The organism is Pseudomonas xanthosomatis (assembly GCF_019139835.1).
GTDB classification, from domain to species: domain Bacteria; phylum Pseudomonadota; class Gammaproteobacteria; order Pseudomonadales; family Pseudomonadaceae; genus Aquipseudomonas; species Aquipseudomonas fakonensis.
Window position 1 is genome coordinate 481,982 of sequence record NZ_CP077075.1, and the last position, 23,123, is coordinate 505,104.

The 23,123-nt window shown below is 65.0% G+C and carries 23 protein-coding genes; 9 read left to right on the forward strand and 14 right to left on the reverse strand.

The features are described from left to right. Window positions 1–129: 129 nt before the first annotated feature. The 8 genes from KSS93_RS02085 to KSS93_RS02120 form a co-directional block, all read right to left on the reverse strand. A complete protein-coding gene (locus tag KSS93_RS02085; protein ID WP_217886953.1) occupies window positions 130–993 on the reverse strand; it encodes an aldose 1-epimerase in 864 nt (287 codons plus the stop codon). A 24-nt stretch (window positions 994–1,017) separates the two neighbouring features. Next, window positions 1,018–1,941, reverse strand: coding sequence for an EamA family transporter (locus KSS93_RS02090; protein WP_217886954.1), 924 nt, complete (start codon window positions 1,939–1,941; stop codon window positions 1,018–1,020). Between the two features lie 190 nt (window positions 1,942–2,131). Then, the gene (locus tag KSS93_RS02095) at window positions 2,132–3,412 is read right to left on the reverse strand and encodes a TRAP transporter large permease (protein ID WP_217841050.1); all 1,281 of its coding nucleotides are present in this window, start codon (window positions 3,410–3,412) and stop codon (window positions 2,132–2,134) included. Continuing rightward, window positions 3,413–3,940: a TRAP transporter small permease gene (locus KSS93_RS02100; RefSeq protein WP_217886955.1), complete on the reverse strand. Its 528-nt coding sequence runs from the start codon at window positions 3,938–3,940 to the stop codon at window positions 3,413–3,415. 66 nt (window positions 3,941–4,006) lie between these two features. Continuing rightward, the gene (locus KSS93_RS02105) at window positions 4,007–4,978 is read right to left on the reverse strand and encodes a TRAP transporter substrate-binding protein (RefSeq protein WP_217841048.1); all 972 of its coding nucleotides are present in this window, start codon (window positions 4,976–4,978) and stop codon (window positions 4,007–4,009) included. Between the two features lie 65 nt (window positions 4,979–5,043). After that, the gene (locus KSS93_RS02110; RefSeq protein ID WP_217886956.1) at window positions 5,044–5,925 is read right to left on the reverse strand and encodes a glucurono-1,5-lactonase; all 882 of its coding nucleotides are present in this window, start codon (window positions 5,923–5,925) and stop codon (window positions 5,044–5,046) included. A 22-nt stretch (window positions 5,926–5,947) separates the two neighbouring features. After that, entirely contained in the window at window positions 5,948–6,754 is an 807-nt protein-coding gene (locus tag KSS93_RS02115) for an NAD-dependent epimerase/dehydratase family protein (protein ID WP_217886957.1), read from the reverse strand. Window positions 6,755–7,154: 400 nt separating this feature from the next. Continuing rightward, window positions 7,155–8,393: an OprD family porin gene (locus tag KSS93_RS02120; RefSeq protein WP_217886958.1), complete on the reverse strand. Its 1,239-nt coding sequence runs from the start codon at window positions 8,391–8,393 to the stop codon at window positions 7,155–7,157. Between the two features lie 419 nt (window positions 8,394–8,812). On the opposite strand from KSS93_RS02120, the gene hcnA reads away from it, so the two are divergent. Genes hcnA through hcnC form a run of 3 tightly spaced genes read left to right on the forward strand, consistent with a single transcriptional unit; the run spans window position 8,813 to window position 11,771 of the window. Then, the gene (gene hcnA, locus KSS93_RS02125) at window positions 8,813–9,127 is read left to right on the forward strand and encodes a cyanide-forming glycine dehydrogenase subunit HcnA (RefSeq protein WP_217886959.1); all 315 of its coding nucleotides are present in this window, start codon (window positions 8,813–8,815) and stop codon (window positions 9,125–9,127) included. Beyond that, complete coding sequence (gene hcnB / locus KSS93_RS02130) at window positions 9,124–10,518, forward strand: cyanide-forming glycine dehydrogenase subunit HcnB (protein WP_217886960.1); 1,395 nt, start codon at window positions 9,124–9,126, stop codon at window positions 10,516–10,518. The genes hcnA and hcnB overlap by 4 nt, the downstream gene beginning before the upstream one ends. Before the next feature lie 2 nt (window positions 10,519–10,520). Continuing rightward, window positions 10,521–11,771: a cyanide-forming glycine dehydrogenase subunit HcnC gene (hcnC, locus tag KSS93_RS02135; RefSeq protein WP_217886961.1), complete on the forward strand. Its 1,251-nt coding sequence runs from the start codon at window positions 10,521–10,523 to the stop codon at window positions 11,769–11,771. 114 nt (window positions 11,772–11,885) lie between these two features. On the opposite strand, the gene lpdA is transcribed toward hcnC, so the two are convergent. After that, window positions 11,886–13,286, reverse strand: coding sequence for a dihydrolipoyl dehydrogenase (gene lpdA / locus KSS93_RS02140; RefSeq protein WP_217886962.1), 1,401 nt, complete (start codon window positions 13,284–13,286; stop codon window positions 11,886–11,888). A gap of 213 nt (window positions 13,287–13,499) precedes the next feature. On the opposite strand from lpdA, the gene cfaB reads away from it, so the two are divergent. Continuing rightward, the gene (gene cfaB, locus KSS93_RS02145) at window positions 13,500–14,684 is read left to right on the forward strand and encodes a C17 cyclopropane fatty acid synthase CfaB (protein ID WP_217886963.1); all 1,185 of its coding nucleotides are present in this window, start codon (window positions 13,500–13,502) and stop codon (window positions 14,682–14,684) included. A 44-nt stretch (window positions 14,685–14,728) separates the two neighbouring features. Here cfaB and cls read toward each other — a convergent pair whose 3' ends face one another. Then, window positions 14,729–16,168 carry a cardiolipin synthase gene (cls, locus tag KSS93_RS02150; protein ID WP_217886964.1) on the reverse strand — a complete coding sequence of 480 codons (1,440 nt, stop codon included), beginning with the start codon at window positions 16,166–16,168 and terminating at the stop codon, window positions 14,729–14,731. A gap of 130 nt (window positions 16,169–16,298) precedes the next feature. On the opposite strand from cls, the gene KSS93_RS02155 reads away from it, so the two are divergent. Then, window positions 16,299–16,826 (forward strand): DUF3617 domain-containing protein, encoded by a 528-nt coding sequence (locus tag KSS93_RS02155; RefSeq protein ID WP_217886965.1) that lies wholly within the window; start codon window positions 16,299–16,301, stop codon window positions 16,824–16,826. Here the strand turns inward: KSS93_RS02155 and folE2 are convergent, their stop codons facing one another. Both folE2 and KSS93_RS02165 read right to left on the reverse strand, forming a co-directional pair. After that, on the reverse strand, window positions 16,827–17,708 hold the full coding sequence (gene folE2, locus KSS93_RS02160) for a GTP cyclohydrolase FolE2 (protein ID WP_217886966.1): 882 nt from the start codon (window positions 17,706–17,708) through the stop codon (window positions 16,827–16,829). Between the two features lie 24 nt (window positions 17,709–17,732). Further along, entirely contained in the window at window positions 17,733–18,110 is a 378-nt protein-coding gene (locus KSS93_RS02165; protein WP_217886967.1) for a glutamine synthetase, read from the reverse strand. A 114-nt stretch (window positions 18,111–18,224) separates the two neighbouring features. On the opposite strand from KSS93_RS02165, the gene zigA reads away from it, so the two are divergent. From zigA to KSS93_RS02180, 3 genes are all read left to right on the forward strand, one after another. After that, entirely contained in the window at window positions 18,225–19,433 is a 1,209-nt protein-coding gene (gene zigA / locus KSS93_RS02170) for a zinc metallochaperone GTPase ZigA (protein ID WP_217886968.1), read from the forward strand. Continuing rightward, the gene (locus KSS93_RS02175) at window positions 19,430–20,062 is read left to right on the forward strand and encodes a DUF1826 domain-containing protein (RefSeq protein WP_217886969.1); all 633 of its coding nucleotides are present in this window, start codon (window positions 19,430–19,432) and stop codon (window positions 20,060–20,062) included. The genes zigA and KSS93_RS02175 overlap by 4 nt, the downstream gene beginning before the upstream one ends. A 130-nt stretch (window positions 20,063–20,192) precedes the next feature. Then, a complete protein-coding gene (locus KSS93_RS02180; protein ID WP_217886970.1) occupies window positions 20,193–21,164 on the forward strand; it encodes a CobW family GTP-binding protein in 972 nt (323 codons plus the stop codon). On the opposite strand, the gene KSS93_RS02185 is transcribed toward KSS93_RS02180, so the two are convergent. Continuing rightward, window positions 21,165–21,557, reverse strand: a complete 393-nt coding sequence (locus KSS93_RS02185; RefSeq protein WP_217841032.1) for a DUF3301 domain-containing protein — start codon at window positions 21,555–21,557, stop codon at window positions 21,165–21,167. A 119-nt stretch (window positions 21,558–21,676) separates the two neighbouring features. Here KSS93_RS02185 and pdxY point away from each other — a divergent pair, with 119 nt between their 5' ends. Beyond that, window positions 21,677–22,543 carry a pyridoxal kinase PdxY gene (gene pdxY, locus KSS93_RS02190; RefSeq protein WP_217886971.1) on the forward strand — a complete coding sequence of 289 codons (867 nt, stop codon included), beginning with the start codon at window positions 21,677–21,679 and terminating at the stop codon, window positions 22,541–22,543. A 59-nt stretch (window positions 22,544–22,602) separates the two neighbouring features. On the opposite strand, the gene KSS93_RS02195 is transcribed toward pdxY, so the two are convergent. Then, window positions 22,603–23,088: an acyl-CoA thioesterase gene (locus KSS93_RS02195; protein WP_217886972.1), complete on the reverse strand. Its 486-nt coding sequence runs from the start codon at window positions 23,086–23,088 to the stop codon at window positions 22,603–22,605. Window positions 23,089–23,123: the final 35 nt, after the last annotated feature.

Here is a 23,123-nt window from a genome sequence, read left to right on the forward strand (position 1 = left end):
ACTGCCTTGTGTGGCCTGTGCCGGCCCCATCGCGGGCAAGCCCGCTCCTACAGGGATCGCATGGCCGTCTGGCCTGCGCTGCCCCTGTAGGAGCGGGCTTGCCCGCGATGGGCTGCAAAGCAGCCCCGGTTACATCGGCTGATACTGAACCTTGAACCCCAAACTCATCCCTTCCCCCGGCTGCAACAACCGCAACCCCGGCCTCCCCGGCAGGTGATGGGCATTGACCGGGTGGCTGACCGGCTCGAAGCAGAAGAAGTCCTTGCCCTCCGGGCAGAACAGCAAAAAGTGCTCGGTGCCGCTGGCACTGCACGCCAGCCGATAACCAGGCTGTTCGATGAGGCAACTGCCCGGCCAGCCACCGAACCCATGATCGACCTGCCGGCTGGGCAACGGCCCCATCCGCTCGAACTGCCAATCTTCAGGCAAAGCTGCCTGGCGCGACGGCAACTGCCCGTCATCCGCCAACCACACATGCTGCGCCGCCGCCTGCAACCGGGTCTCGGCATGGCGCGGAAAGTACGGGTGCAGCCCCAAGCCGAACCAGTTTGCCACCTCGCCCTGGTTGCTCACCTGCAACTCCAGGCTCAGGCAGCCCTCATGCAGCTCTATATCCAGCGTCGCCCGATAGGCGAACGGCAGGTCACTGTCGAGGGTCAGCCGTGCGCGTCGGTCGGTGTGGTGTTCCACCTGCCAGGCCTGTTGCCAGGCGCTGCCGTGGATGGGGTAGGGGTCATGGTCGGTGTTTGGCGCCAGCGCCTGCCAGCCCTCGGGGCGGGCAAAGCCACCCTCGGCAATACGGTTGGACCACGGCACCAGCGGGTAGCAGCCCAGCCGGCGCGGCGTGCCGGCGGCCAGCGCTGGTGCATCGCTGTGGCGCAGCAGCGCCTGGCCGGTGGCCTTCACCGTCCAGTTGACCAGGCTGGCGCCCACCTCGGGGGCCAGGCTCAGGCGGGTCAGGTGGTCTTGCAGGTGCAGCAGGGTCACGGCCATCGAAGGCTCCTTGTCACAAGCGGGTCAGCTGGCGCGGCGGTAGGTCAGCAGCACGATGCCGCACACCACCACGGCGCCGCCGAGCAATTGCAGGCCACCCAACTGCTGGTCGAGCAGGGCCCAGCCCAGCAGCAAGGTGGCAATGGGTTCGACGTTCATCACCGGCGCGTTTTGCGCCATGTTCAGCCGCGGTACGCAGACGAACAACAAGGTGAAGGCCACGCCGTACAGCACCACCAGGCAGGCCAATGCGGCCCAGCCGCCGGGGCTCGAAGGCGGCGACAGCCCGGCCGGCATCACCCCGCTGGCGCCGGCCACCAGCATGCTGCTAAACACCACCAGCAAGGTCAGCAGGCTGCGCACCGGGCCGCGTACCTCGGCCAGCTTGTGGTCGGTTACCCACAGGCCGCAGGCAAATGCGCAGGCGGCGCCGAAGGCCAGGCTGACGCCCAGCGCCCAGTGCGGGTTGGCCTCGCCGCCGTCGGCCAGGCGCGCCGGCACATCCAGCGCCAGCACCAGGCCGCAGAGGATCAACCCCATGAACAGCACGGTGCGGCCGGTGGGGCGTGCGCCGCCCAAGGCCCAGGTGAGCAGCGCCAGCAGCATCGGGAAGGTGTTGCCCACCAGCAATGCCAGGGCCACTGGAATGCGCGCCACCGCCGAGTACAGGCACAGGCTCTGGGTGGCGATCAACAGGCCCAGCAGCAGTTGCCAGCGCCGTGTGCCGCTGGGTAGGCCCAGGGCCTGGCGTTGCCACAGCAACAGGCAGGCCAGCACCAGGAAGGTGATGCCCGAGCGGCAGAGAATCGCCAGCAGCACGCCGGTGCCGTCATCGAAGGCGATGCGGGCGGCGACGTGGTTGGCGGCGAACGAGCAGGCCAGCAGCGCCAGCAGGGCGATGGCCAGCTTGCGCGGGAAGAGGGGTGGGGCAGATGAGGTTACAGCCATGTGCAGGGTCCATTTGCAGAAAGAGGCTCGCTGTTGCAGGCAGTGCCGTTCTTTTGAGCGTTGGGGCTGCTTTGCAGCCCTTCGCGGGCAAGCCCGCTCCCACAGGACCGCGCTGAATTCAGAACCTGCGCTGTACCTGTGGGAGCGGGCTTGCCCGCGATGGACCGCGGCGCGGTCCCCAGTCGGCGTGTTACAGCACCACGCTAGGCAACCACAGCGAGATGGCCGGAATGTAGGTCACCGCCATCAGCACCAGGAACAGCGCCAGGTAGAATGGCAGCAGCGCCTTCACCGTCGACTCGATACTCACCTTGCCGATGGCGGAACCCACGAACAACACCGCGCCCACCGGCGGGGTGATCAGCCCGATCCCCAGGTTCACCAGCATGATCATGCCGAAATGCACCGGGTCTACCCCGATGCCGGTGATCACCGGCAACAGAATCGGCGTGAGGATCAGAATCAGCGGCGCCATGTCCATGACCGTGCCCAGCAGCAGCAACATGAAGTTGATGCACATCAGGATCACGTAGCGGTTGTCCGACAGGGTCAGGAACGCCGTGGTGATCTTCGACGGGATCTGCATCAGCGTCATCACGTAGCCAAAGCTTGCGGCAAAGCCGATCAGGATCATCACGATGCTGATGGTACGTACCGTGCGGTGCATCAGCTTGGGCAGGTCGCGCCACTTGTAGTCGCGGTAGATGAACATGGTCACGAAGAACGACCACACCACCGCCACGGCCGCCGACTCGGTGGCGGTGAACACCCCCGACAGAATGCCGCCGAGGATGATCACCATGGCCATCAGGCCCCACAGCGCTTCGCCGGCGATCTTCAGCGCCTGGCGCAGCGGGATCACCTCGCCCTTGGGGTAGTTGCGCTTCTTCGCGAACACCAGGCACAGGCCCATCATCACCGCGCTCAGTAGCAGCCCGGGCATCACCCCGGCCATGAACAGCGAGGCGATCGACACCGTGCCGCCGGCGGCCAGCGAGTACAGCACCGAGTTGTGGCTGGGCGGGGTCAGCAGCGCCTGCACCGAGCCGCTGACCGTCACTGCGGTGGAGAACTCGCGCGGGTAGCCCTTGCGCTCCATTTCCGGGATCAGCACCGAGCCTACCGAGGCGGTGTCGGCCACCGACGAGCCGGAGATGGCCCCAAAGAAAGTCGAGGCCATGATGTTGACCAGCGACAGCCCGCCGCGCACGAAGCCCACCAGCACGCCGGCGAAGGCCACCAGCCGGCGTGACATGCCGCCTTCGGCCATGATCGCGCCGGCCAGCACGAAGAACGGAATGGCCAGCAGCGAGAACTTGTTAACCCCGCCGGCCACCTGAATCATCATCGCCTGCAGCGGGATGTCGATGTACCAGGCGCCGATCAGCGCCGACAGGCCCAGGGCATAGGCCACCGGCATGCCCAGCAGAATCAGCACGATGAAGCTGCCCAACAGAATGAGTGCATCCATTTATGCGGCTCCTTCGTTTTCTTCGAGCTGGTCGAAGCGCACCACCTTGCGGTGGCTCTGGTCGCCCAGCAGGAGTTTTTCCAGCACAAAAATCAGCGTCAGCACGCCGCCGATGGGGATCGGCGCGTAGGTCATGCCCACCCGCACCCCTGGCAGCGAGGCCAGCGACTGGTTCCAGGTGGTGATGCACAACTTGGCGCCGTACCAGGCCATGAACACGCATACCAGCACCATCAGCAGTTGCACCAGCACCGACACCAGCCTGCGCTGCAGCGGTGGCAGGCGGTCGGTGATCATCGCCACCGCCATGTGCGCGCCGGCGCGGTAGCTGGCGGCGGCGCCGACGAAGGTGAACACCACCATCAACAGGATGGCCACCGGCTCCGGCCAGCTGGAGCCGGTGCCCAGCACGTAGCGGGCGAAGATGCCCCAGGGGATGATCAGCGACATGGTCAGGATCGACAGGCCGGCGATCCAGATGCAGCTGCGGTACAGCGTGTCGTTCACGCTGAGAAAAAGCGATTTCATAGGCGTCACCAAAGCGGCAGGGCGGCGGGCGCTGCACTGCCGGGGTCGTCTGGGAAGGGGCCGGGGTTACTGGACCGCGTCGATACGCTTCATCAGGTCGGCGTACTGCGCGCCGTACTTCTCGCGTACCGGGGCGGTGGCGTCGTAGAACGGCTTGGTATCGACTGTGATGAACTCGACGCCGGCGGCCTTGAGCTTCTCTTCGCTGGCGGCAGACTTGGCGTCCCACAGCGCACGCTCTTCCATCTGCGCCTCGCGGGCGACCTTCTTCACCAGCGCCTGCTGGTCGGGGGTGAGCTTGTTCCAGGTGGTCTTGGACATCACCACCGGCTCCGGCAGGATCAGGTGGTTGGTCAGGGTGAAGTACTTGGCGCTCTGGTAGTGGTTGTGCTCGAGCAGGGTTGGCGGGTTGTTCTCGGCGCCGTCGATCACCCCGGTCTGCAGGGCGCTGAAGATTTCGCCGGTGTCCATGGCGATGCCGTTGCCGCCCATGGCGTTCATCATGTCGATGAACAGCGGGTTGCCTTGCACGCGGATCTTCATGCCCTTGAGGTCTGCCAGGCTGCGCACCGGCTTTTTCGTGTAGAGGCTGCGCGAGCCGCCATCCATCCAGGCCAGGGCCACCAGGTTGAATTCGGAATTGGTGATCTTGTCGAGGATCTCCTGGCCGATGTCACCGTCAATGACTTTGCGCATGTGGGCGTGGTCGCGGAACACGAACGGCATGTTGAACACGTTCACATCCGGCACCACCGGGCCGACGATGCCCAGGCTCACGCGGGTCATCTGCACGGCGCCGATCTGGGTCTGCTCGATCACTTCCTTCTCCGAACCCAGCACGCCGCCGGCGAACATCTTGAAGGTGATATCGCCATTGCTGGCCTGTTCGAGCTTCTTGCCCATGTTCTGCTCGGCTACCACGGTCGGGTAGCCGGCCGGGTGAATCTCGGCGAACTTGATGTCCAGCGCCGAGGCCGGCATGGCCAGGCTGAAGGTGAGGGGGAGTACGGCAAGAAGCAGCTTGCGTTTGAAGGTCATGGTGAAACTCCGTGTTTTTTATTATCCGGTTTCGTTTGTGCAAGTGTTTGGGGTGCCGGGGTGGTTCAGCCGTGCCAGGCAGGCTCCTCCAGGCCCTTGGTGCCAGGGTTGAGGGCAAACACCCCGCCGGCCAGCGGCTGGTCGCCAAGGTCGGTGTCGGCAGGGCGGATCGAGGTGACGTACAGGGTGTCCAGGCTGGCGCCGCCGAAGGCGCACATCGCCGGCTTTTTCACCGGTACTTCGAGGGAGCGGTCGAGGCGCCCGTCGGGGGTGAAGCGGTGGATGAGGCCTGCATCGTTGCCGCAGATCCAGTAGCAGCCGTCCTGGTCGACGGCGGCGCCATCGGGGCGGCCGGGGTGCTCGCGCATGTCGACGAACAACCGCTGGTTGTGCGGCGTGGCGCTGTCGATGTCGTAGTCGAAGGCCCAGATCTTCTGCACCTGGGGGTGCGAGTCGGACAGGTACATGCGCCTGCCGTCGGGGCTGAAGGCCAGGCCGTTGGGCACGATCATGCCGGCCTGTTGCAGGTGCAGGCGGCCTTCGCCCTCAAAGCGGTACAGCGCGCCGACGCTTGCGCCTTGCTGCATGTCCATCAGCATGGTGCCGGCCCAGAAGCGGCCCTGGCGGTCGCAGCGGCCATCGTTGAAACGCATGCCGCCCCGGGCGTGCTCGACGCCGCTCAGCAGGCGGCTGGCGAGGCTGCCGTCGGCCTGGGGTTGCAGTTCGAAGATGCCGCTTTGCATCCCCGCCACCCAACCCTGCGGGGCGCGGGCGATGCAGGCGAGCATTTCGTCGCCTTGCCACACCTGGTGCGCGGCGTCGGCCGGGCGCCAGCGGTGCAACTGGCGGGCGGGGATATCGACCCAATAAAGGGCCTGTTCGCCGGGGTGCCACACCGGGCTCTCGCCGGTGCCGTTGCGGGCGTCGATGATCAGTTCGCAGCTCATGGGCAGGCCCTTTGACGCAGGATCAGTTGAAGGGGCCGGCCACGGCGAAGGCGCCGCCCTGGTAGACCATGCTCGGGTCATCGGCGGCGGGTGCCGGCTGGGCCTCGACCGCTGCGCGGAACGGCTCGGAGCTGTCCTTGGGCGCGTAGCCCAGGTGCTCGGCGTAGCGGTTGTCCCACCACACGGTGCGGTTGTTCGAGGCGCCGTAGACGATGGTGTGGCCAACGTCCGGAGTGAACAGGCCGCGCTCGATCAGTTGCACCAGGTCGTCATAGCTGAGCCAGGTGCAGAGCATGCGCGGGTTCTGCGGCTGCGGGAACGACGAGCCGATGCGGATGCTCACGGTCTCGATGCCGTAGCGGTCGAAGTAGAAGCTGGCCATGTCCTCGCCGTAACACTTGGACAGCCCGTAGTAGCTGTCGGGGCGGCGCGGGGAGTGGGCGTCGATGCGCTCGTCCTGGCGGTAGAAGCCGATGGTGTGGTTGGAGCTGGCGAAGATGATGCGCTTGACCCCGTGCTTGCGCGCTGCCTCGTACACGTGGAACACGCCGCAGATGTTGGGGCCGAGGATGGCTTCGAAGGAGTGCTCGGTGGACACGCCGCCGAAATGGATGATGGCGTCCACGCCTTCGACCAGGGCGTGCACGGCTGCCTTGTCGGCCAGATCGCAGGTCACCACTTCTTCGTGGGGGCCGCGGCTGGGTTCCATGGGGCTGATGTCGGAAAGGCGCAGGACCTCGGCGTAGCCTTGCAGGCGTTCGCGAAGGACCTTGCCCAGGCCGCCTGCGGCTCCGGTGAGCAGCAGGCGCTTGAGGGGGGTAGTGGTCATGGCCGGCTCTTGTTGTTAATTGTTGTAAGTTGTCGTATGACTGCGAAGATTATCGGCAGGGGTTTTGGCTGTTGTCAATGCTGCCTTGGTGGTTATGCGCTCAGCTGCAGGATCGCGCAAAACCCGAAGCCTGCGCGGTACCTGTGGGAGCAACTGTCTTGTGCTGCCTGAACCGGCTTCATCGCCGGCAAGCTGGCTCCTACCGGTACAGCGCTTGATTCTGGCCTCGCGCAATCTTGTGGGAAGCGGCCTTGTGTCGCGATGGGCTGCGTAGCGGCCCCCAAAATCCCAACACATGCAAAATCGCCGGGGCTGCTACGCAGCCCATCGCGACACGGGGCCGCTTCCCACAGGTACCGCGCAGGCTTCACGTGTCGCGCCGACCCTATGGGAGTGGCCCTTACAACAACGACAACGGGTAGTTGAAGATCAACCGGTTCTCGTCGAACTCGTTGTTGCTGTAGTCCCGGCGAATCGACGAGTTGCGCCACTTCACGCTCAAGTCCTTGAACGGCCCGCTCTGGATCACGTAGGCCAGCTCGGTTTCGCGCACCCATTCCTTGCCGTCGGTCACCGTGCCGGTGTGCACGTTGTCGCCGCTGATGTAGCGGTTCATCAGGGTCAGCCCCGGCACCCCGACGGTGACGAAGTTGAAGTCATGGCGCACCTGCCACGAGCGCTCTTCTGCGTTGTCGAAGCTTGAGTTGTAGCTGTCGTTGGCCAGGGTGCCGCCGCTGGTGCCGTTGACCCGCATCCAGGTATCGCCGTCGACCCGCTGCAGGCCCACCCAGAACGTATGCCCCGCGTACTTGGCCGAGAACATCCCCGACCAGGTCTTGTTGTCCAGTTGCCCGGCCCGCGCGGCGCCGTCGTCATCACCGTGGAAGTAACCCAGGTTGGCGCCCAGGGTCCAGTCGCCCAGGGGCTGGCTGTGGGTTAACTGCACGTACTGCTGCTGGTAGACGTCTTTAAGCTCGGCATTCCACAGGCCGAGCATGGTGCGCTTCTGGTTGAAGGTGTATTCGCCACCGACGAAGTTGAAGCGGTCGGACACCCCGCCGCCGTAGCTCATGTCTTCCATGCTCGCGTCGTTGCGCGGGCTGTTGCCGCGGAACTGCCCGCCGTACAGGGTCAGCCCGGCCAGCTCGCTTGAGGTGATCTGCCCGCCGCGGAAGGTCTGCGGCAGCGAACGGCCATCGTCCGAACGCAATATCGGCAGCACCGGCATCCATTCGCCGATCTTCAGCTCGGTCTTGGAGATCCGCGCCTTGCCCGCCACCGCCAGGCGACCGTAGTCATCGGCCGGGCGGCCATCGTCATGGCGCGGCAGCAGCGCCGTGCCGTAGGTGCCGCCACCGCCATCGAGCTTCACCGACCACAGCCCGAGCACGTCCACGCCAAAGCCGACCGGCCCTTCGGTGAACCCGGAGCGGGCGTCGAGGATGAAGCTCTGGGTCCACTCCTCGGCCTTGCTCTGCGGGTTGGCGGGGTTGGTGAAGTTGCGGTTGATGTAGAAGTTGCGCAGCCCGAGCGTGGCTTTGGCGTCCTCGACGAAGCCCTCTGCCTGGCTGGTGGCTGGCAGGCCACCTAGAACGCTGACGCCAAGCAGGGCGAAGGGAAGGGTCTGGCCGATTTTCATTATTGTTGTGCTCCCTGAGGGTGTAGCAGCCCGTCCCCCGTGCGCGCGTTGGCACCGGAGGTTGAGGCGGTGGGTGTCCGGCCCGGGGTGGGCCAGCCGATGAATGCGTGGGGTGCCGGCGTCAGCTGCCCAGGAGTGGGCGCAACGAGCCGAAGGGGCTTGCCGGGGACAGAAGCGGGTGCAGGAGACGGATGTGTCGCGTGGCGGATGTCGACATGGTGGGTCACTCGTTGTTATTTTTGTTATCGGTTGTCGTACAACGTGGCGGATTATTATCAAGCGCTGATGGGGCTGTCAACGCTTGATCTGCTTCTGCGCCAGTGAAAATTTCGCGCGTGCCATCACGTCACAGGTCAATGGACCGCCGCTGCATTTGTCGTACTTTGCCAAGCCTCTGTATCACCAAGGAGGAGAAAGTCATGAAGACAATGAAACGTATCCGCGACATCCAACCCCTCGAACACCCCGACGTCACCCTGCAGCTCAACGGCCAACCAGTGGTTGCCGCAGCAGGCGAAACGGTACTCAGCGTGCTCAACGCGGTGGGCCTGCGCCAGGTGGCGCGCAACGACCACGGCCAGGCCAGCGGCGCCTTCTGCGGCATGGGCGTGTGCCACTGCTGCCTGGTGCAGATCGACGGCCGAGCCAAGCGCCGCGCCTGCCAGACCGTGGTACGGCCGGGCATGCAGGTGGTGACCCAGGTAAACCCGGTACACGGGGAGGGCCGCCCATGAGCCTGCGCCCTGTGATCGTCGGTGGCGGCTCGGCCGGCATGGGCGCTGCCATCGAACTGGCCGAGCACGGCGTCGACAGCCTGTTGTTCGATGAAGCCTCGCGCCCGGGTGGCGTGGTGTACCGTGGCCCGCTGCGCGCAGGCGTAGACCTGGGCTACCTGGGCCCGCGCTATGCCAAGGCCTTGAGCGCGCTGCAGGAGGATTTTGCCGCCAGCGCCGAGCACATCGACCTGCGCCTGAACCACCGCGTGGTGGGCGGCGACGAGCAACGCCTTATGGTGCTCGACGCCGACGAACAGCTGCACGAAATCGACTACAGCCACCTGCTGCTGGCTGCCGGTTGCCATGAACGCAACGTGCCATTCCCCGGCTGGACCCTGCCGGGGGTGATGCTGCTGGGCGGCCTGCAACTGCAGATCAAGAGCGGTGTGGTCAAACCCCTGGGCAGCACGCTGATCGCCGGCACCGGCCCGCTGCTACCGCTGGTGGCCTGCCAGCTGCATGCCGCTGGCGCCAAGGTGGCCGGCGTGTTCGAGGCCTGCGCGTTCAACCGCATTGCCCGGGAGAGCCTGGCGCTGATGAACAAGCCGCAGCTGTTCCTCGACGGCTTGAGCATGCTGGCCTACATGAAGCTCAACGGCATCCCCATGCATTACGGCTGGGGCGTGGTCGGCGCCAGCGGCGACGCTGAACTGCGCGAAGTCAGCGTGGCTCCCTACACCAAGGACTGGCAGCCGGACATGACCCGGGTGCAGCGCGAAACCGTGCAAACCCTGGCGGTGGGCTATGGCTTTATCCCGCGCACCCAGCTTAGCCAGCAACTGGGCCTGGCCCACGGCTTCAGCGAGGACGGCTATCTGCGCGCCGAATGCAACGTATGGCAGCAAAGCAGCCGGCCCAACGTGCATCTGGCTGGCGACATGGCTGGCATTCGCGGTGGCGAGGCGGCCATGCTGACCGGGCGCATCGCGGCGGTGTCGATACTGCTGCAGATGGGCAAGCTGGATGCCGAACAGGCCATCGAGCACCGCGAGCGCTACCTGGGCAAGCTTGCCGCGATCAAGCGCTTCCGCTCCGGGGTGGAGCGCTACACCGCCCGTGGCGCCGCGCAGATAGGCCTGCCCCAGGCCGACACGGTGATCTGCCGCTGCGAGCACGTGACCCGCGAGCAGATCGACCTGGCCCTGGAGCAGGGCGTGCAAGACATGGCCAGCCTGAAGATGCGCACCCGGGTGAGCATGGGCGACTGCCAGGGGCGCATGTGCGTCGGCTATTGCAGCGACCGCCTGCGCAGCGCCACCGGGCGCCAGGACGTGGGCTGGCTGCGCCCGCGCTTCCCGGTCGACCCGATCCCGTTCTCTGCATTTACCCAGCTGGCCACGGAGGCCTGAACATGACCAAGCACTACGACATCGTCATCGCCGGTGGCGGTGTGATCGGCGCCTCTTGCGCCTACCAGCTGTCCAAGCGCAAGAACCTGCGCATCGCGCTGATCGACAACAAGCGCCCGGGCAACGCCACCCGCGCCTCGGCCGGCGGCCTGTGGGCCATCGGCGAGTCGGTGGGGCTGGGCTGCGGGGTGATCTTCTTTCGCATGATGTCCTCACGCAGCAAGCGCGAGGCCAACGGCGCGGCGGTGGTGGTGGACTCCAGCACACCGCACATCCTGCCGCAGTGTTTCTTCGACTTCGCGTTGCAGTCCAACGCACTTTATCCACAGCTGCACCAGGAGCTGATCGAGCGCCATGGCATGGACTTCAAGTTCGAGCGCACCGGGCTCAAGTACGTCATTCAGGACGAAGAGGACCAGTTGTACGCCGAGCATATCGTGCGGCACATCCCGCACCTGGCCGACCAGGTGCGCTGGCTCGACCGCGCCGCGCTGCGTGCTGCGGAGCCGGCGGTGACGCCGCAGGCCACCGGCGCGCTGGAATTTCTCTGCGATCACCAGGTCAGCCCGTTCCGCCTGGGCGATGCGTTCATGGAGGCGGCGCGGCAGAACGGCGTACACCTGTACCCCAACGTCGATGTCACCGGTGTGTTGCACCAGGGCTCGCGGATCAAGGGCGTGCGCACCGCGCAGGCCGGCGAGTTCCATTGCGCCACGCTGATCAATGCCGCGGGCGCCTGGGCTGCCGAGTTGAGCGAGTGGGCCACCGGGCAGAGCATCCCGGTCAAGCCGGTGAAGGGCCAGATCGTGCTGACCGAGCGCCTGCCCAAGCTGCTGGATGGCTGCATCACCACCAGTGACTGCTACATGGCGCAAAAGGACAACGGCGAGATCCTGATCGGCAGCACCACCGAGGAGAAGGGTTTTGATGTAAGCAATACCTTCCCGGAGATCAGCGGATTGGTGCAGGGGGCGATCCGCTGCGTGCCGCAGCTGGCGCAGGTGAACCTCAAGCGCACCTGGGCCGGGCTGCGCCCGGGGTCGCCGGACGAGCTGCCGATTCTCGGGCCTGTGGATAACGTCGAAGGGTACTTCAATGCCTGCGGGCATTTCCGCACCGGCATTCTCACCTCGGCGATTACCGGAGTATTGCTGGATAAAGTTGTCCACAGCGAGGCGTTGCCGCTGGATATCACGCCGTTCCTGGCGTCGCGCTTCGCGGCTGTGGATAAAAAGCTGGCGAGCGGCTTGTAGCACCCGTGGGAGCGGGCTTGCCCCGCGATTACGTCAGCAGATTCAACGGTGTTGTCTGAACTGACGCTATCGAGGGCAAGCCCGCTCCCACGGTTTAATGTGTACAGCAGAACGTCAGATCTGCATCGCCATCCCGTCCACATTCATCGCCGCCTGGCGCAGGGCTTCGGAGCGGGTCGGGTGCGGGTGGCAGGTGAGGGCGATATCTTCGGCCGAGGCCGAGAACTCCATGGCCACGCAGAACTCGCCGATCATCTCGCTGACGCTCGGGCCCACCAGGTGCACGCCCAGCACCTCGTCGGTTTTGGCGTCGGCGAGCACCTTGGCGAAGCCTTCGGTCTCGTGGTTGATCTTGGCGCGGCTGTTGGCGGTGAAGGGGAACTTGCCGACTTTGTAGGCGCGGCCCTCGGCCTTGAGCTGCTCTTCGGTCTTGCCCACGCTGGCCAGTTCCGGGCGGGTGTAGATGACGCCCGGGATCAGGTTGTAGTTCACCTCATGGGGCTTGCCGTGGATGCGCTCGATGCAGGCTACCGCTTCGTCCTCGGCCTTGTGCGCCAGCATCGGGCCACTGGTGACGTCGCCGATCACCCAGATGCCCGGCACCTGGCTGCGGTGATGGTCGTTGACCAGCATGCCGCGCTTGTCGGTTTCAAGGCCCACGCTCTCCAGGTTCAAGCCCTTGGTGTACGGGCGGCGGCCGATGGCTACCAGCACATAGTCGGCCTGCAGGGTTTCGGCGGCGCCGCCGGCGGCCGGCTCGACGGTCAGGCTGACGCTGTCGGCCGAAGCTGTAGCCTGGGTCACCTTGCTACCCAGCTTGAACGCCATGCCTTGCTTGGCCAGGGCCTTTTGCAGGGTCTTGGCGGTTTCGTCATCGGTACCCGGGCAGATGCGGTCGAGGTACTCGATGACCGTCACCTGAGCACCCAGGCGGCGCCATACCGAGCCCAACTCCAGGCCGATCACCCCGGCGCCGATGACAATCAGGTGCTTGGGCACCTGGGGCAACGCCAGGGCGCCGGTGGAGTCGATGATGCGCTGGTTGTCGATGGTCACGCCCGGCAGCGGTGTGGGTTCGGAGCCGGTGGCGATGACGATGTCCTTGGCCTGCAGGGTGGTCTCGCTGCCGTCCTCGGCCTTGACGATCACCTTGCCGACACCGTCCAGGCGGCCCCAGCCCTTGACCCAGTCGACCTTGTTCTTCTTGAACAGGTACTCGATGCCCTTGGTCAGGCCGGTCACGCTTTGGTCTTTCTGCTTCATCATCTGCGCAAGGTTCAGGGTCGGCTTGACCTCGATGCCCAGGTGCGCAAATTCCTCACCGCTGGCGGCCTCATACAGCTCGGAGGCGTGCAGCAGCGCCTTGGAGGGCATGCAACCGACGTTCAGGCAGGTGCCGCCGAGGGTCGAGCGGCCTTCGACACAGGCCACGCTCAGGCCCAGCTGGCCGGCGCGGATCGCGGCGTTGTAACCGCCAGGGCCGGCGCCGATGATCACCACGTCATAGGATTTCATGGGGGTTGTCACTCCAGGGATGTGAGAAAGCGAGGAGGGCATAAGGTTAATCCCGGCGCAGCAAATTGTATACAATCTGCTGCGCTGTCGGTGGCAACACCCCTAGACCAAGGTCGTGATTACCGGAAACTTCGTACGAATGAACTACCCTCATCCGGTGGCGTCGCACATGTAAGGCCAGACGCCCCGTCTGATTGAATGGGAGGGTCATGAATGCTTGCGCAACTTCCACCCGCGTTGCAGAGCTTGCACTTGCCTTTGCGCGTCAAGCTGTGGGACGGCAACCAGTTCGACCTCGGGCCCAGCCCGCAGGTGACGATTCTGGTCAAGGAGCCCCAGCTGATCACCCAGCTCACCCACCCTAACCTGGATGAACTCGGCTCGGCCTTCGTCGAAGGCAAGCTGGAGCTGGAGGGCGATATCGGCGAGGTCATTCGCGTCTGCGACGAGCTGAGCGAGGCGTTGCTCAAGGATGAAGACGAGGTGCTGCCGGCCCGCATGGCCCATGACAAGCGCACCGACGCCGAGGCGATTTCCTACCACTACGACCTGTCCAACGATTTTTACCAGCTGTGGCTGGACCCGGACATGGCCTATTCCTGCGCCTACTTCAAGGAGCCGGACAACACGCTGGCCCAGGCCCAGCAGGACAAGTTCGATCACCTGTGCCGCAAGCTGCGTCTGCAGGCCGGTGACTACCTGCTGGATGTGGGCTGTGGCTGGGGCGGGCTGTCCCGCTTTGCTGCCCGCGAGTATGGCGCCAAGGTATTCGGCATCACCCTGAGCAAGGAGCAGTTGAAGCTCGGCCGTAAGCGGGTGAAGGAGGAGGGCCTGGCCGACAAGGTCGACCTGCAGATCCTCGACTACCGCGACCTGCCCCAGGATGGCCGCTTCGACAAGGTGGTCAGCGTCGGCATGTTCGAGCACGTCGGCCACGCCAACCTGGCGCTGTACTGCCAGCACCTGTTCGGTGCGGTACGGGAGGGTGGCTTGGTGATGAACCACGGCATCACCGCCAAGCATGTCGATGGCCGCCCCGTGGGCCGCGGTGCGGGCGAGTTCATCGACCGCTACGTGTTCCCCCATGGCGAGCTGCCGCACCTGTCGATGATCACTGCGAGCATCTGTGAAACCGGGTTGGAGGTGGTGGACGTGGAAAGCCTGCGCCTGCATTACGCCAAGACCCTCAACCACTGGAGCGAGAACCTGGAAAACCAGCTGCACCGCGCCGCCGCGCTGGTGCCGGAGAAGACCCTGCGTATCTGGCGGCTGTATCTGGCCGGCTGCGCCTATGCCTTCACCAAGGGCTGGATCAACCTGCACCAGATCCTCGCCGTCAAACCTTACGCCGATGGCCGTCACGAGTTGCCATGGACCCGTGAGGACCTGTATCGCTGAAACCTGCCCGCCGGTGTGTCCAGGTAGACGCACCGGCGTGTTGGCTACAGGATCGGTGAAATCAGCCGCGCGATACGCATGCCCAGTTGCTGCAGGCGGTGGGTGTCGCGGCTGTCTTCGGCGGTGATCTCCCGGGCCTGCTCGAAGTCCTGCAGCAGCATCTGCTCGACCTGGTCGGCGAAGGCGCGGTCGACGGTCAGCAGGGTGATCTCGAAGTTCAGGCGGAAGGAGCGGTTGTCCAGGTTGGCGCTGCCGATGGCGCTGACTTCGTCGTCCACCAGCACCACCTTCTGGTGCAGAAAACCCGGCTGATACCTGAACATGCGCACCCCCGCGCGTACCGCCTCGAAAGCGAACAGGCTGGAGGCGGCATAGACGATGCGGTGGTCGGGGCGCGACGGGATCAGAATGCGCACGTCCACACCCCTCAATACCGCCAGGCGCAGGGCCGCTAACACCGCCTCGTCCGGGATGAAATACGGGCTGGTGATCCACACCCGATGGCTGGCCGAGTGGATGGCTTCGACGAAGAACAGCGAGCAGGTTTCCTGCGGGTCGGCGGGGCCGGTGGCCAGGGCCTGGCACAGCACGCCGTCCTCGGGGTAGGTGTCGGGCAATATCAGCGGCGGCAGCTCGCGGGTGGCCCAGTACCAGTCCTCGGCGAACGACTCCTGCAGGCAGGCCAGCACCGGGCCGCTGACCTGCACATGGGTGTCGCGCCAGGGCGAAAGTTGCGGGTGCCCGCCGACATACTCGTCCCCTACATTGTGCCCGCCGAGGAAACCCGTCAGGCCATCGACCACCACGATCTTGCGGTGGTTGCGGAAGTTCACCTGGAAGCGGTTGAACAGGCCGCGGCGGGTGGCGAAGGCTTGAATCTGCACACCGCCGTCGCGCAGCACCTGGCTGTAGCGGGCCGGCAGGGCGTGGCTGCCGACCCGGTCGTACAGCACGAACACCCGCACCCCCTCGGCGGCCTTGCGCAGCAGCAGTTGCTGCAACTGCCGGCCCAGGGCGTCGTCGTGGATGATGAAGAACTGCACCAGCACCGTGTCGCGGGCCTGCTCGATGGCGGCGAAGATCGCCTCGAAGGTGGCCTGGCCGTTGATCAGCAACTTCACCTCGTTGTTGGCCAGGCACGGCATGCGCCCGAGCTTGGGCATGGCGCGCAGGGCGGCGTAGCTGTCCGACTCGCGGGCGGTCAGCGCCTCCTCCACCCAGGGCCGCCAGTTCAGGTTGGCCATGGCCACGTGCATTTCCTGGTTGGCCTGGCGCCGGGCCTGGATGTAGGCATAGAACGAGCGGGCGCCGAACACCAGGTAGGGGATCAGCGCCAGGTAAGGGATGAAGAACAGCGGCATGGCCCAGGCGATGGCGCCCTGGGCGGTACGCACGGTGAACACCGCATGCAGCGCGGCGATGATGCCGAGCAGGTGAATCAGGCCGAGCACGTAACCGAAAAAGTAGGGGCTGTGGAAATCCATATGCATCCTGCTTGCCGAGAGCACTGGCGCCTAACAGAGCATGTTCGTGGGGGGCTCTGCAACCCGGCGGCTAAAATGACGTCTAACGGCACAGTCCGGCTTGAGCCGGTATTTCCAGGAGCGTTGATCCATGAAGAATCGTCTGCCACTGCTTGCCCTGACCTTGGCCTTGGGCAGCCCGCTGGTCCATGCGCAGATGCTGCAACCCGGCTTGTGGGAGCTGACCACCAGCAACATGCAGGTCGATGGCAAGCCGCTGCCGGACATGGAGTTCATGCTTGGTCAGCTTAAGAACCTCGCGCCCGAGCAACGGGCGATGATGGAGGCCGCGCTGGCCAAGCAAGGCATCACCGTCGGCGGCAAGGGCGTGCGCTCGTGCCTGACCCCGGAGCAGGTCAAGACCGATGACATCCCGCTGCAGGACCCGCAGTCCGGCTGCACCCAGAAGATCACCGAGCGCAACGGCAATGTGTGGAAGTTCCAGTTCAGTTGCCCGAAAGCCCAAGGCCAGGGTCAGGCCACCTTCCTCAGCGACCGCGAGTTCCTCACCAAGGTCAACGGCACCTTCAACGCCTCGGGCGTTCAGCAACAAGGCAGCATGGACACCCGTGCGGTGTGGCTGGGCAGTGACTGTGGCACGGTGAAGCCGCGCAGCTGACTACCACTGCCAGCGGCTGGCGGCTACCGCGTCGTGGGCATGCAGGCTTTCTGCATGTTCCACGCGCAACTTGAAGCCCGTCACCCCCTGCGCTTGGCGCAAGGCCTGGTGCAGGCGGCGGGCAGCATCCTCGCAGAACATCAGGTTCTGGCCGTTGGCCAGGGCGAAGGCCTGCTCGTCGGCGCGCTTCACAGCGGTCTGTACCGCAGTGCCCAGGGCGCCTTCGGCGCGGTCGATCAGCTCGGTCAGGTGCAGTTCGCCGTGTGCCAGGCGTACCTGCAGCCTGGCATTGCTGCGCTGGCTGTGGGGCGTGGCGACGATGCCTTTGCTGCTGCCCAGCCATTGGCGCACGCTGTCGCGGCTCAGCGATGGGCCGGCAAAGTCCCGGTCGAACTGCTCCTGAATCAGTTGTCGCGCCAGTGCTGCCGAGCACGGGCAGGTGGAGGAGTAGGGAATATCCACCGATAGTTCCACGTGGAACATTTCTTCTTCCAGGTGTGCATCGATGCTGACCGGGTAGTGCTTCCAGCCGGCCAACGGGCTGACCAGGGCGGGGCGTTTGAGCAAATGATCAAACGCCAGGCGCAGGTAGGCGCGGCGGGACATGCCTTGGTGGCTATCGAGAAAGCGCTCCAGCACCTGGCGAATCAGCGCGGTGCTCAGGGGCTGTTGTTCCAGCATTTCCAGCGCCAGGTACAGGCGCGACATATGGATGCCGCGGGCGGTGCCATCGTCCAGGCTGACGCCGGCATCGGCCCAGGCGCTCAGGCTGCGCCCATCCAGCAGCAGCGGCAGGGCGATACCGCACATGCCCACCCAGTCCAGTGGCAGGGATTGCTCGCTGCTTTGTGCGGCGATGTCGGGGAGGGTGAGGCTGGTCATGGCAAGGGTCCTGAAATGGAGGGCTTAGCGGCAACCGCCGACGAGGCTGCAGTGCAGGTCGAAGCGCTGGCCGCTGGAACTGGAGACGCGGTTGAGGGTGGTCCAGCCAATGCGCCGGCTGTAGCCGACCCAGGCTTCGCCGTCGCTGGCCAAACCAGTGAAGAAGGTCAGTGCGCCGTAGCGGCTGTTGGTTTGCGCCCAAAGCCGCTTGCCGGCACTTTCGTAGCCGCGCAGGTAAAAGGTGCTGCCTTCGGTGCGCACGCTGTAGTAGTTGCCCTTGCTGTCTTGGCAGGCCAGCAGGGTGGCGCTGCGGGTGCACAGCGCCAGGTCGGTGCGCGGCATTGCCAACGCCGGCAGGGGCAAGGTGATCGACAGCAGCGCCAATGCGCAGAACAATTTCATGAATGACGCTCTCCGGGCGACCGTTCGGTCAGGACGGCTTGGCGAAATTGTAGTGTTATAATATAACATTGTGCAATGCATCGCTTCGAATGCGCCCGCCCGATGAGGTCCGTCATGCCCAACCGTCTTCCTGTCACCGTGCTGTCCGGCTTTCTCGGCGCCGGCAAGAGCACGCTGCTCAACCATGTGCTGCGCAACCGCGACGACTTGCGCGTCGCGGTGATCGTCAACGACATGAGCGAAATCAACATCGATGCCAGTGAGGTGCAGCGCAACGTCAGCCTGAACCGCGCCGAAGAAAAACTGGTGGAGATGAGCAACGGTTGCATCTGCTGCACCCTGCGCGAAGACCTGCTCGAAGAAGTGGCGCGGCTGGCCCACGAGGGCCGCTTTGACTACCTGCTGATCGAGTCCACCGGCATTTCCGAACCGCTGCCGGTGGCCGAGACTTTCACCTTCCGCGACGAGCAGGGCCGCAGCCTGTCGGACATGGCGCGCCTGGACACCATGGTCACGGTGGTCGATGGCCTGAACTTCTTGCGCGACTACCAGGCCGCCGACAGCCTGGCCAGCCGCGGCGAAACCCTGGGTGAGGAGGACGAGCGCTCCATCAGCGACCTGTTGATCGAACAGGTGGAGTTCGCCGACGTGCTGCTGTTGAGCAAGATTGACCTGATCAGCCAGCACGAACGCGAAGAGCTGACCGCCATACTGCGTAGCCTCAACGCCCGGGCGCAGATCGTGCCGATGGTGATGGGCGAGGTGGCGCTGTCGCGCATCCTCGACACCGGGCTGTTCGACTTCGACCAGGCGGCCCAGGCACCGGGTTGGCTGCAGGAGCTGCGTGGCGAGCACGTGCCGGAAACCGAGGAATACGGCATTGCCGCCACCACCTGGCAGGCGCGCCGACCGTTCCACCCGCAGCGCTTCTTCGACTTTATCAACAGGCCATGGAGCAATGGCCGCCTGCTGCGCTCCAAGGGTTTCTTCTGGCTGGCCAGCAAATACCAGGAGGCCGGCAGCTGGTCCCAGGCCGGCGGCATGATGCGCCATGGCCTGGCCGGGCGCTGGTGGCGCTTCGTGCCCCGTGAGCAGTGGCCCCAGGATGAAGAAAACACTGCAGCGATTCTCAAGCAATGGTCGGTGGAAACCGGTGATTGCCGGCAGGAGCTGGTATTTATCGGGCAGAACATCGACTTTGCGCAGTTATCCACAGAGCTGGATGCCTGCCTGCTCAGCGATGAAGAAATGGAGCTGGAGCCAATGGCCTGGCTGCGCCTGCCCGACCCGTTCGGCCCTTGGGTCGAGGAGGCGGCGGCATGATGCTGGCGCGCCAGGCTGTGGATATCTGCCAGGTGCATAGCCCGTCGCCGCAGGTGATGACCGATATCCTGCGCGACGGCGTCAACCTGGCGGTGTGGCAGCGGCAGTTGCCGCCGCAGGTGCAGGACTTCGCCACGCTGGTGCTAAGCCTGGGCCAGACGTTTGCCGATGAGCGGGTAGTCGATGTCGACGAGGGGCAACCGGTGCAATTGCCACAGCTTCTGCGCGAGGCGGCCGACCTGCACGGCTACGAAGGTTTCGTGGCGGATGTGGCATGGCTGGTAGACGCCTATACCTGCCTGCTTGGGGCGCGGCGCATCGGTTTGCGCCTGCGGGTGCTGGACGGTGCCATGTGCCCGCGGTTTCACGTGGACCATGTACCGCTGCGGCTGTTGAGTACCTATGGCGGGGTGGGCAGTGAATGGCTGGAAGAGGGGGTGATCGACCGGCAGCGCTTGCAGCACGATCAACCGCCTGTGGATAAAATTCAACACCTGGCAGTCGGTGACGTTGCGTTGCTCAAGGGTGAGAAGTGGCAAGGTAACGAGGGGTATGGGCTTATCCACAGGTCGCCGTTGACCCCTGTGGGTGAGCGGCGGTTGCTGCTGAGCCTGGATTGGCTGGCCTGAACCGAACGCTGTACCTGTAGGAGCGGCTTCAGCCGCGAACACCGGCGCAGCCGGTGCCATCCACCGCATAGCCCGCTCCCACGCTCTAGCGATGTAGACTGGCGAACACCTCTTCGACGATGCGCAAACCATGCTCCATAACATCCCCACCCACCTTGTCGCCGGCCCCCTGGGCGCCGGCAAGACCAGCCTGATTCGCCAGCTGCTGGCCCAGCGCCCGGCCAACGAGCGCTGGGCGGTGCTGGTCAACGAGTTCGGCCAGATCGGCCTGGACGCCGCACTGCTGGCGCGTGATGAGGACGGCATCGCCATCGGTGAGGTCGCCGGTGGCTGCCTGTGCTGCGTCAACGGCATGCCGTTCCAGGTGGGGCTGGGGCGCCTTTTGCGCAAGGCGAAGCCGGACCGGGTGTTCATCGAGCCGTCCGGCCTCGGCCACCCCCGACAGTTGCTGGAGCAACTGCAACAGGCGCCGTGGACGGGCGTGCTGGCGGTACAGCCCTTGCTGATGGTGCTGGATGCCAAGGCCCTGGCGCGTGGCGAGCCGCTGCCCGAAGCGCAGCAGGCGGCGTTGCCCGCCTGTGAATTGCTGGTTATCAACAAATCGGCGGCTGTGGACAGCGCATCGCGCCTGTTGATAACCGCGAAGCTTCCAACGGTTTCGGTGTTTTGGACGGAGCAAGGTGCTTTGCCGCTGCCTCAGTTGCCAGGTTTTTCCACAACCGGTAACGCCGAGGCGGCCGTTTCGAGGCGGCCTGTGGACAAAACACCTGCCGCCATCGAGGCCTTGTGGACAGATACCACACAGCCGATCTGCCAGGCTCAGCAAGGTGAAGGTGGCTGGAGCGTGGGCTGGCGCTGGCACCCCAGCCAGTGCTTTGATCGCGAACGGTTGGCCGTATTTCTGCAGGCCTGGCCATGGCGCCGGGCCAAAGGCGTTATCCACAGCGCGCAAGGCTGGCAGTCGTTCAATGGCCTTGACGGTGACCTTCAGTGGCAGCCAAGCGAATGGCGCAAGGACTCACGCCTGGAGTTCATCTTCGGCACTGCGCAACCCTTGCCAGCGCTGCAGGCCGCCTTGGCCGCCTGCCGCCTGCAAGGCTGATCAGTTACCCCAGCGGTTGTGCTCCTGGCGCCACTGCTGCATCTCGATCACGTTGTCGGCGCGGGGCGGGGTCTTGATCTCGAACGGGTAGGGCGCCAGTTCAATTTGCATGGTGTGGGCGCCGAACTGGGTGACGGTGCCGGGGTGGCGCTGTTCACCGGTCACGGTGAACTCGAAGTTGTAGATGCGTGCCAGGCGCTTCTTGCCGTTGGCATCGCGCACGAAACCGATGCGCTTGAGCGCCACGGCATCGTCGAGCAGTTCCAGGTCGAGCTTGGCGCAATGCTGCTTGACCCGCGCCAGGGCTTTTTCGCGCAGCCCATGGTTGTGCCACAGCCAGGCGCCTGCGGTCGCCACCAGCATCAGGACGAAGAGGTTTTCCAGGGTCAACATTTGGCTTAGCTCCAGACAGGTCGATCCAGCTTAACTGCGTCTCTGGCCTGTCGTACAGATGGCATTCGGGTTCATACTGCGCGCCGCACATTCGTTCAATGGTTTCGGAATTTTCCTGCATGAAACGCACGCCGCACTTGCTCGCCATCCAGTCCCACGTCGTCTTCGGACACGCCGGCAACAGTGCCGCGGTGTTTCCCATGCAGCGGGTAGGGGTGAACGTCTGGCCGCTCAATACCGTGCAGTTCTCCAACCACACTCAGTATGGACAGTGGGCAGGCGAAGTGCTTGCTCCGGCGCAAATTCCTGCGTTGGTGGAAGGCATTTCCAATATCGGTGAACTGGGCCACTGCGATGCGGTGTTGTCGGGCTACCTGGGCAGCGCCGAGCAGGGCCGGGCGATTCTTGCCGGCGTGGCGCGCATCAAAGCTGCCAACCCACGGGCGCTGTACCTGTGCGACCCGGTCATGGGGCATGCCGAGAAGGGCTGCATCGTGCCAGCCGAGGTGGGGGAGTTTTTGCTCGACGAGGCGGCGGCGCGGGCCGACATCCTCTGCCCCAACCAGCTGGAGCTGGACAGCTTCTGCGGGCGTCGCGCGCAGTCGCTTGAAGACTGTGTGGCCATGGCCCGCAGCCTGCTTGAGCGCGGGCCGAAGGTGGTGCAGGTCAAGCACCTGAGCTACCCCGGCCGCGCCGACGACACCTTCGAGATGTTATTGGTGACTGCCGAGGGCAGCTGGCACCTGCGCCGGCCACTGCTGGCCTTCCCGCGCCAGCCGGTGGGGGTGGGCGACCTGACCTCGGGGCTGTTCCTGGCCCGTGTGCTGTTGGGGGACAACTGGTTGCAGGCGTTCGAGTTCACCGCAGCTGCGGTGCATGAAGTGCTGCTGGAAACCCAGGCCAGTGCCAGCTACGAGCTGCAGCTGGTGCGGGCCCAGGACCGCATCGCCCACCCGCGGGTGCGGTTCGAGGCGCAGCGTTTGTAACCCCTGTTGGAGCCGGCAAGCCGGCTCCAACAGAGGTCGCGCGGGATCAGCAGCCGGCTTCAGATCGAATCGGTCTTGAGGTTCTGGTAGCGCTCTTCGAGCTCCTGGCGGATCTGCCGGCGCTGCTGGCCCTGCAGGAAGCGGCGTTTCTCCTCGCTGCTTTGCGGTTGGCGCGGCGGTACCGGCACCGGGCGGCGATTTTCGTCCACGGCCACCATGGTGAAGAAGCAACTGTTGGAATGGCGTACCGAGCGCTCACGGATGTTTTCGGTCACCACCTTGATGCCCACCTCCATCGAGGTGTTGCCGGTGTAGTTGACCGAGGCCAGGAAGGTCACCAGCTCACCCACGTGCACCGGCTCGCGGAAAATCACCTGGTCCACCGACAGTGTCACGCAATAGCTGCCGGCATAGCGGCTGGCGCAGGCATAGGCGACTTCGTCAAGGTATTTGAGCAGCGTGCCGCCGTGTACGTTGCCAGAGAAGTTGGCCATGTCCGGTGTCATCAGGACGGTCATCGACAACTGGGCGTTTCCAGGTTCCATAGTGAGCTCACGGTGTGGTTGCGCTGAAACGGGGC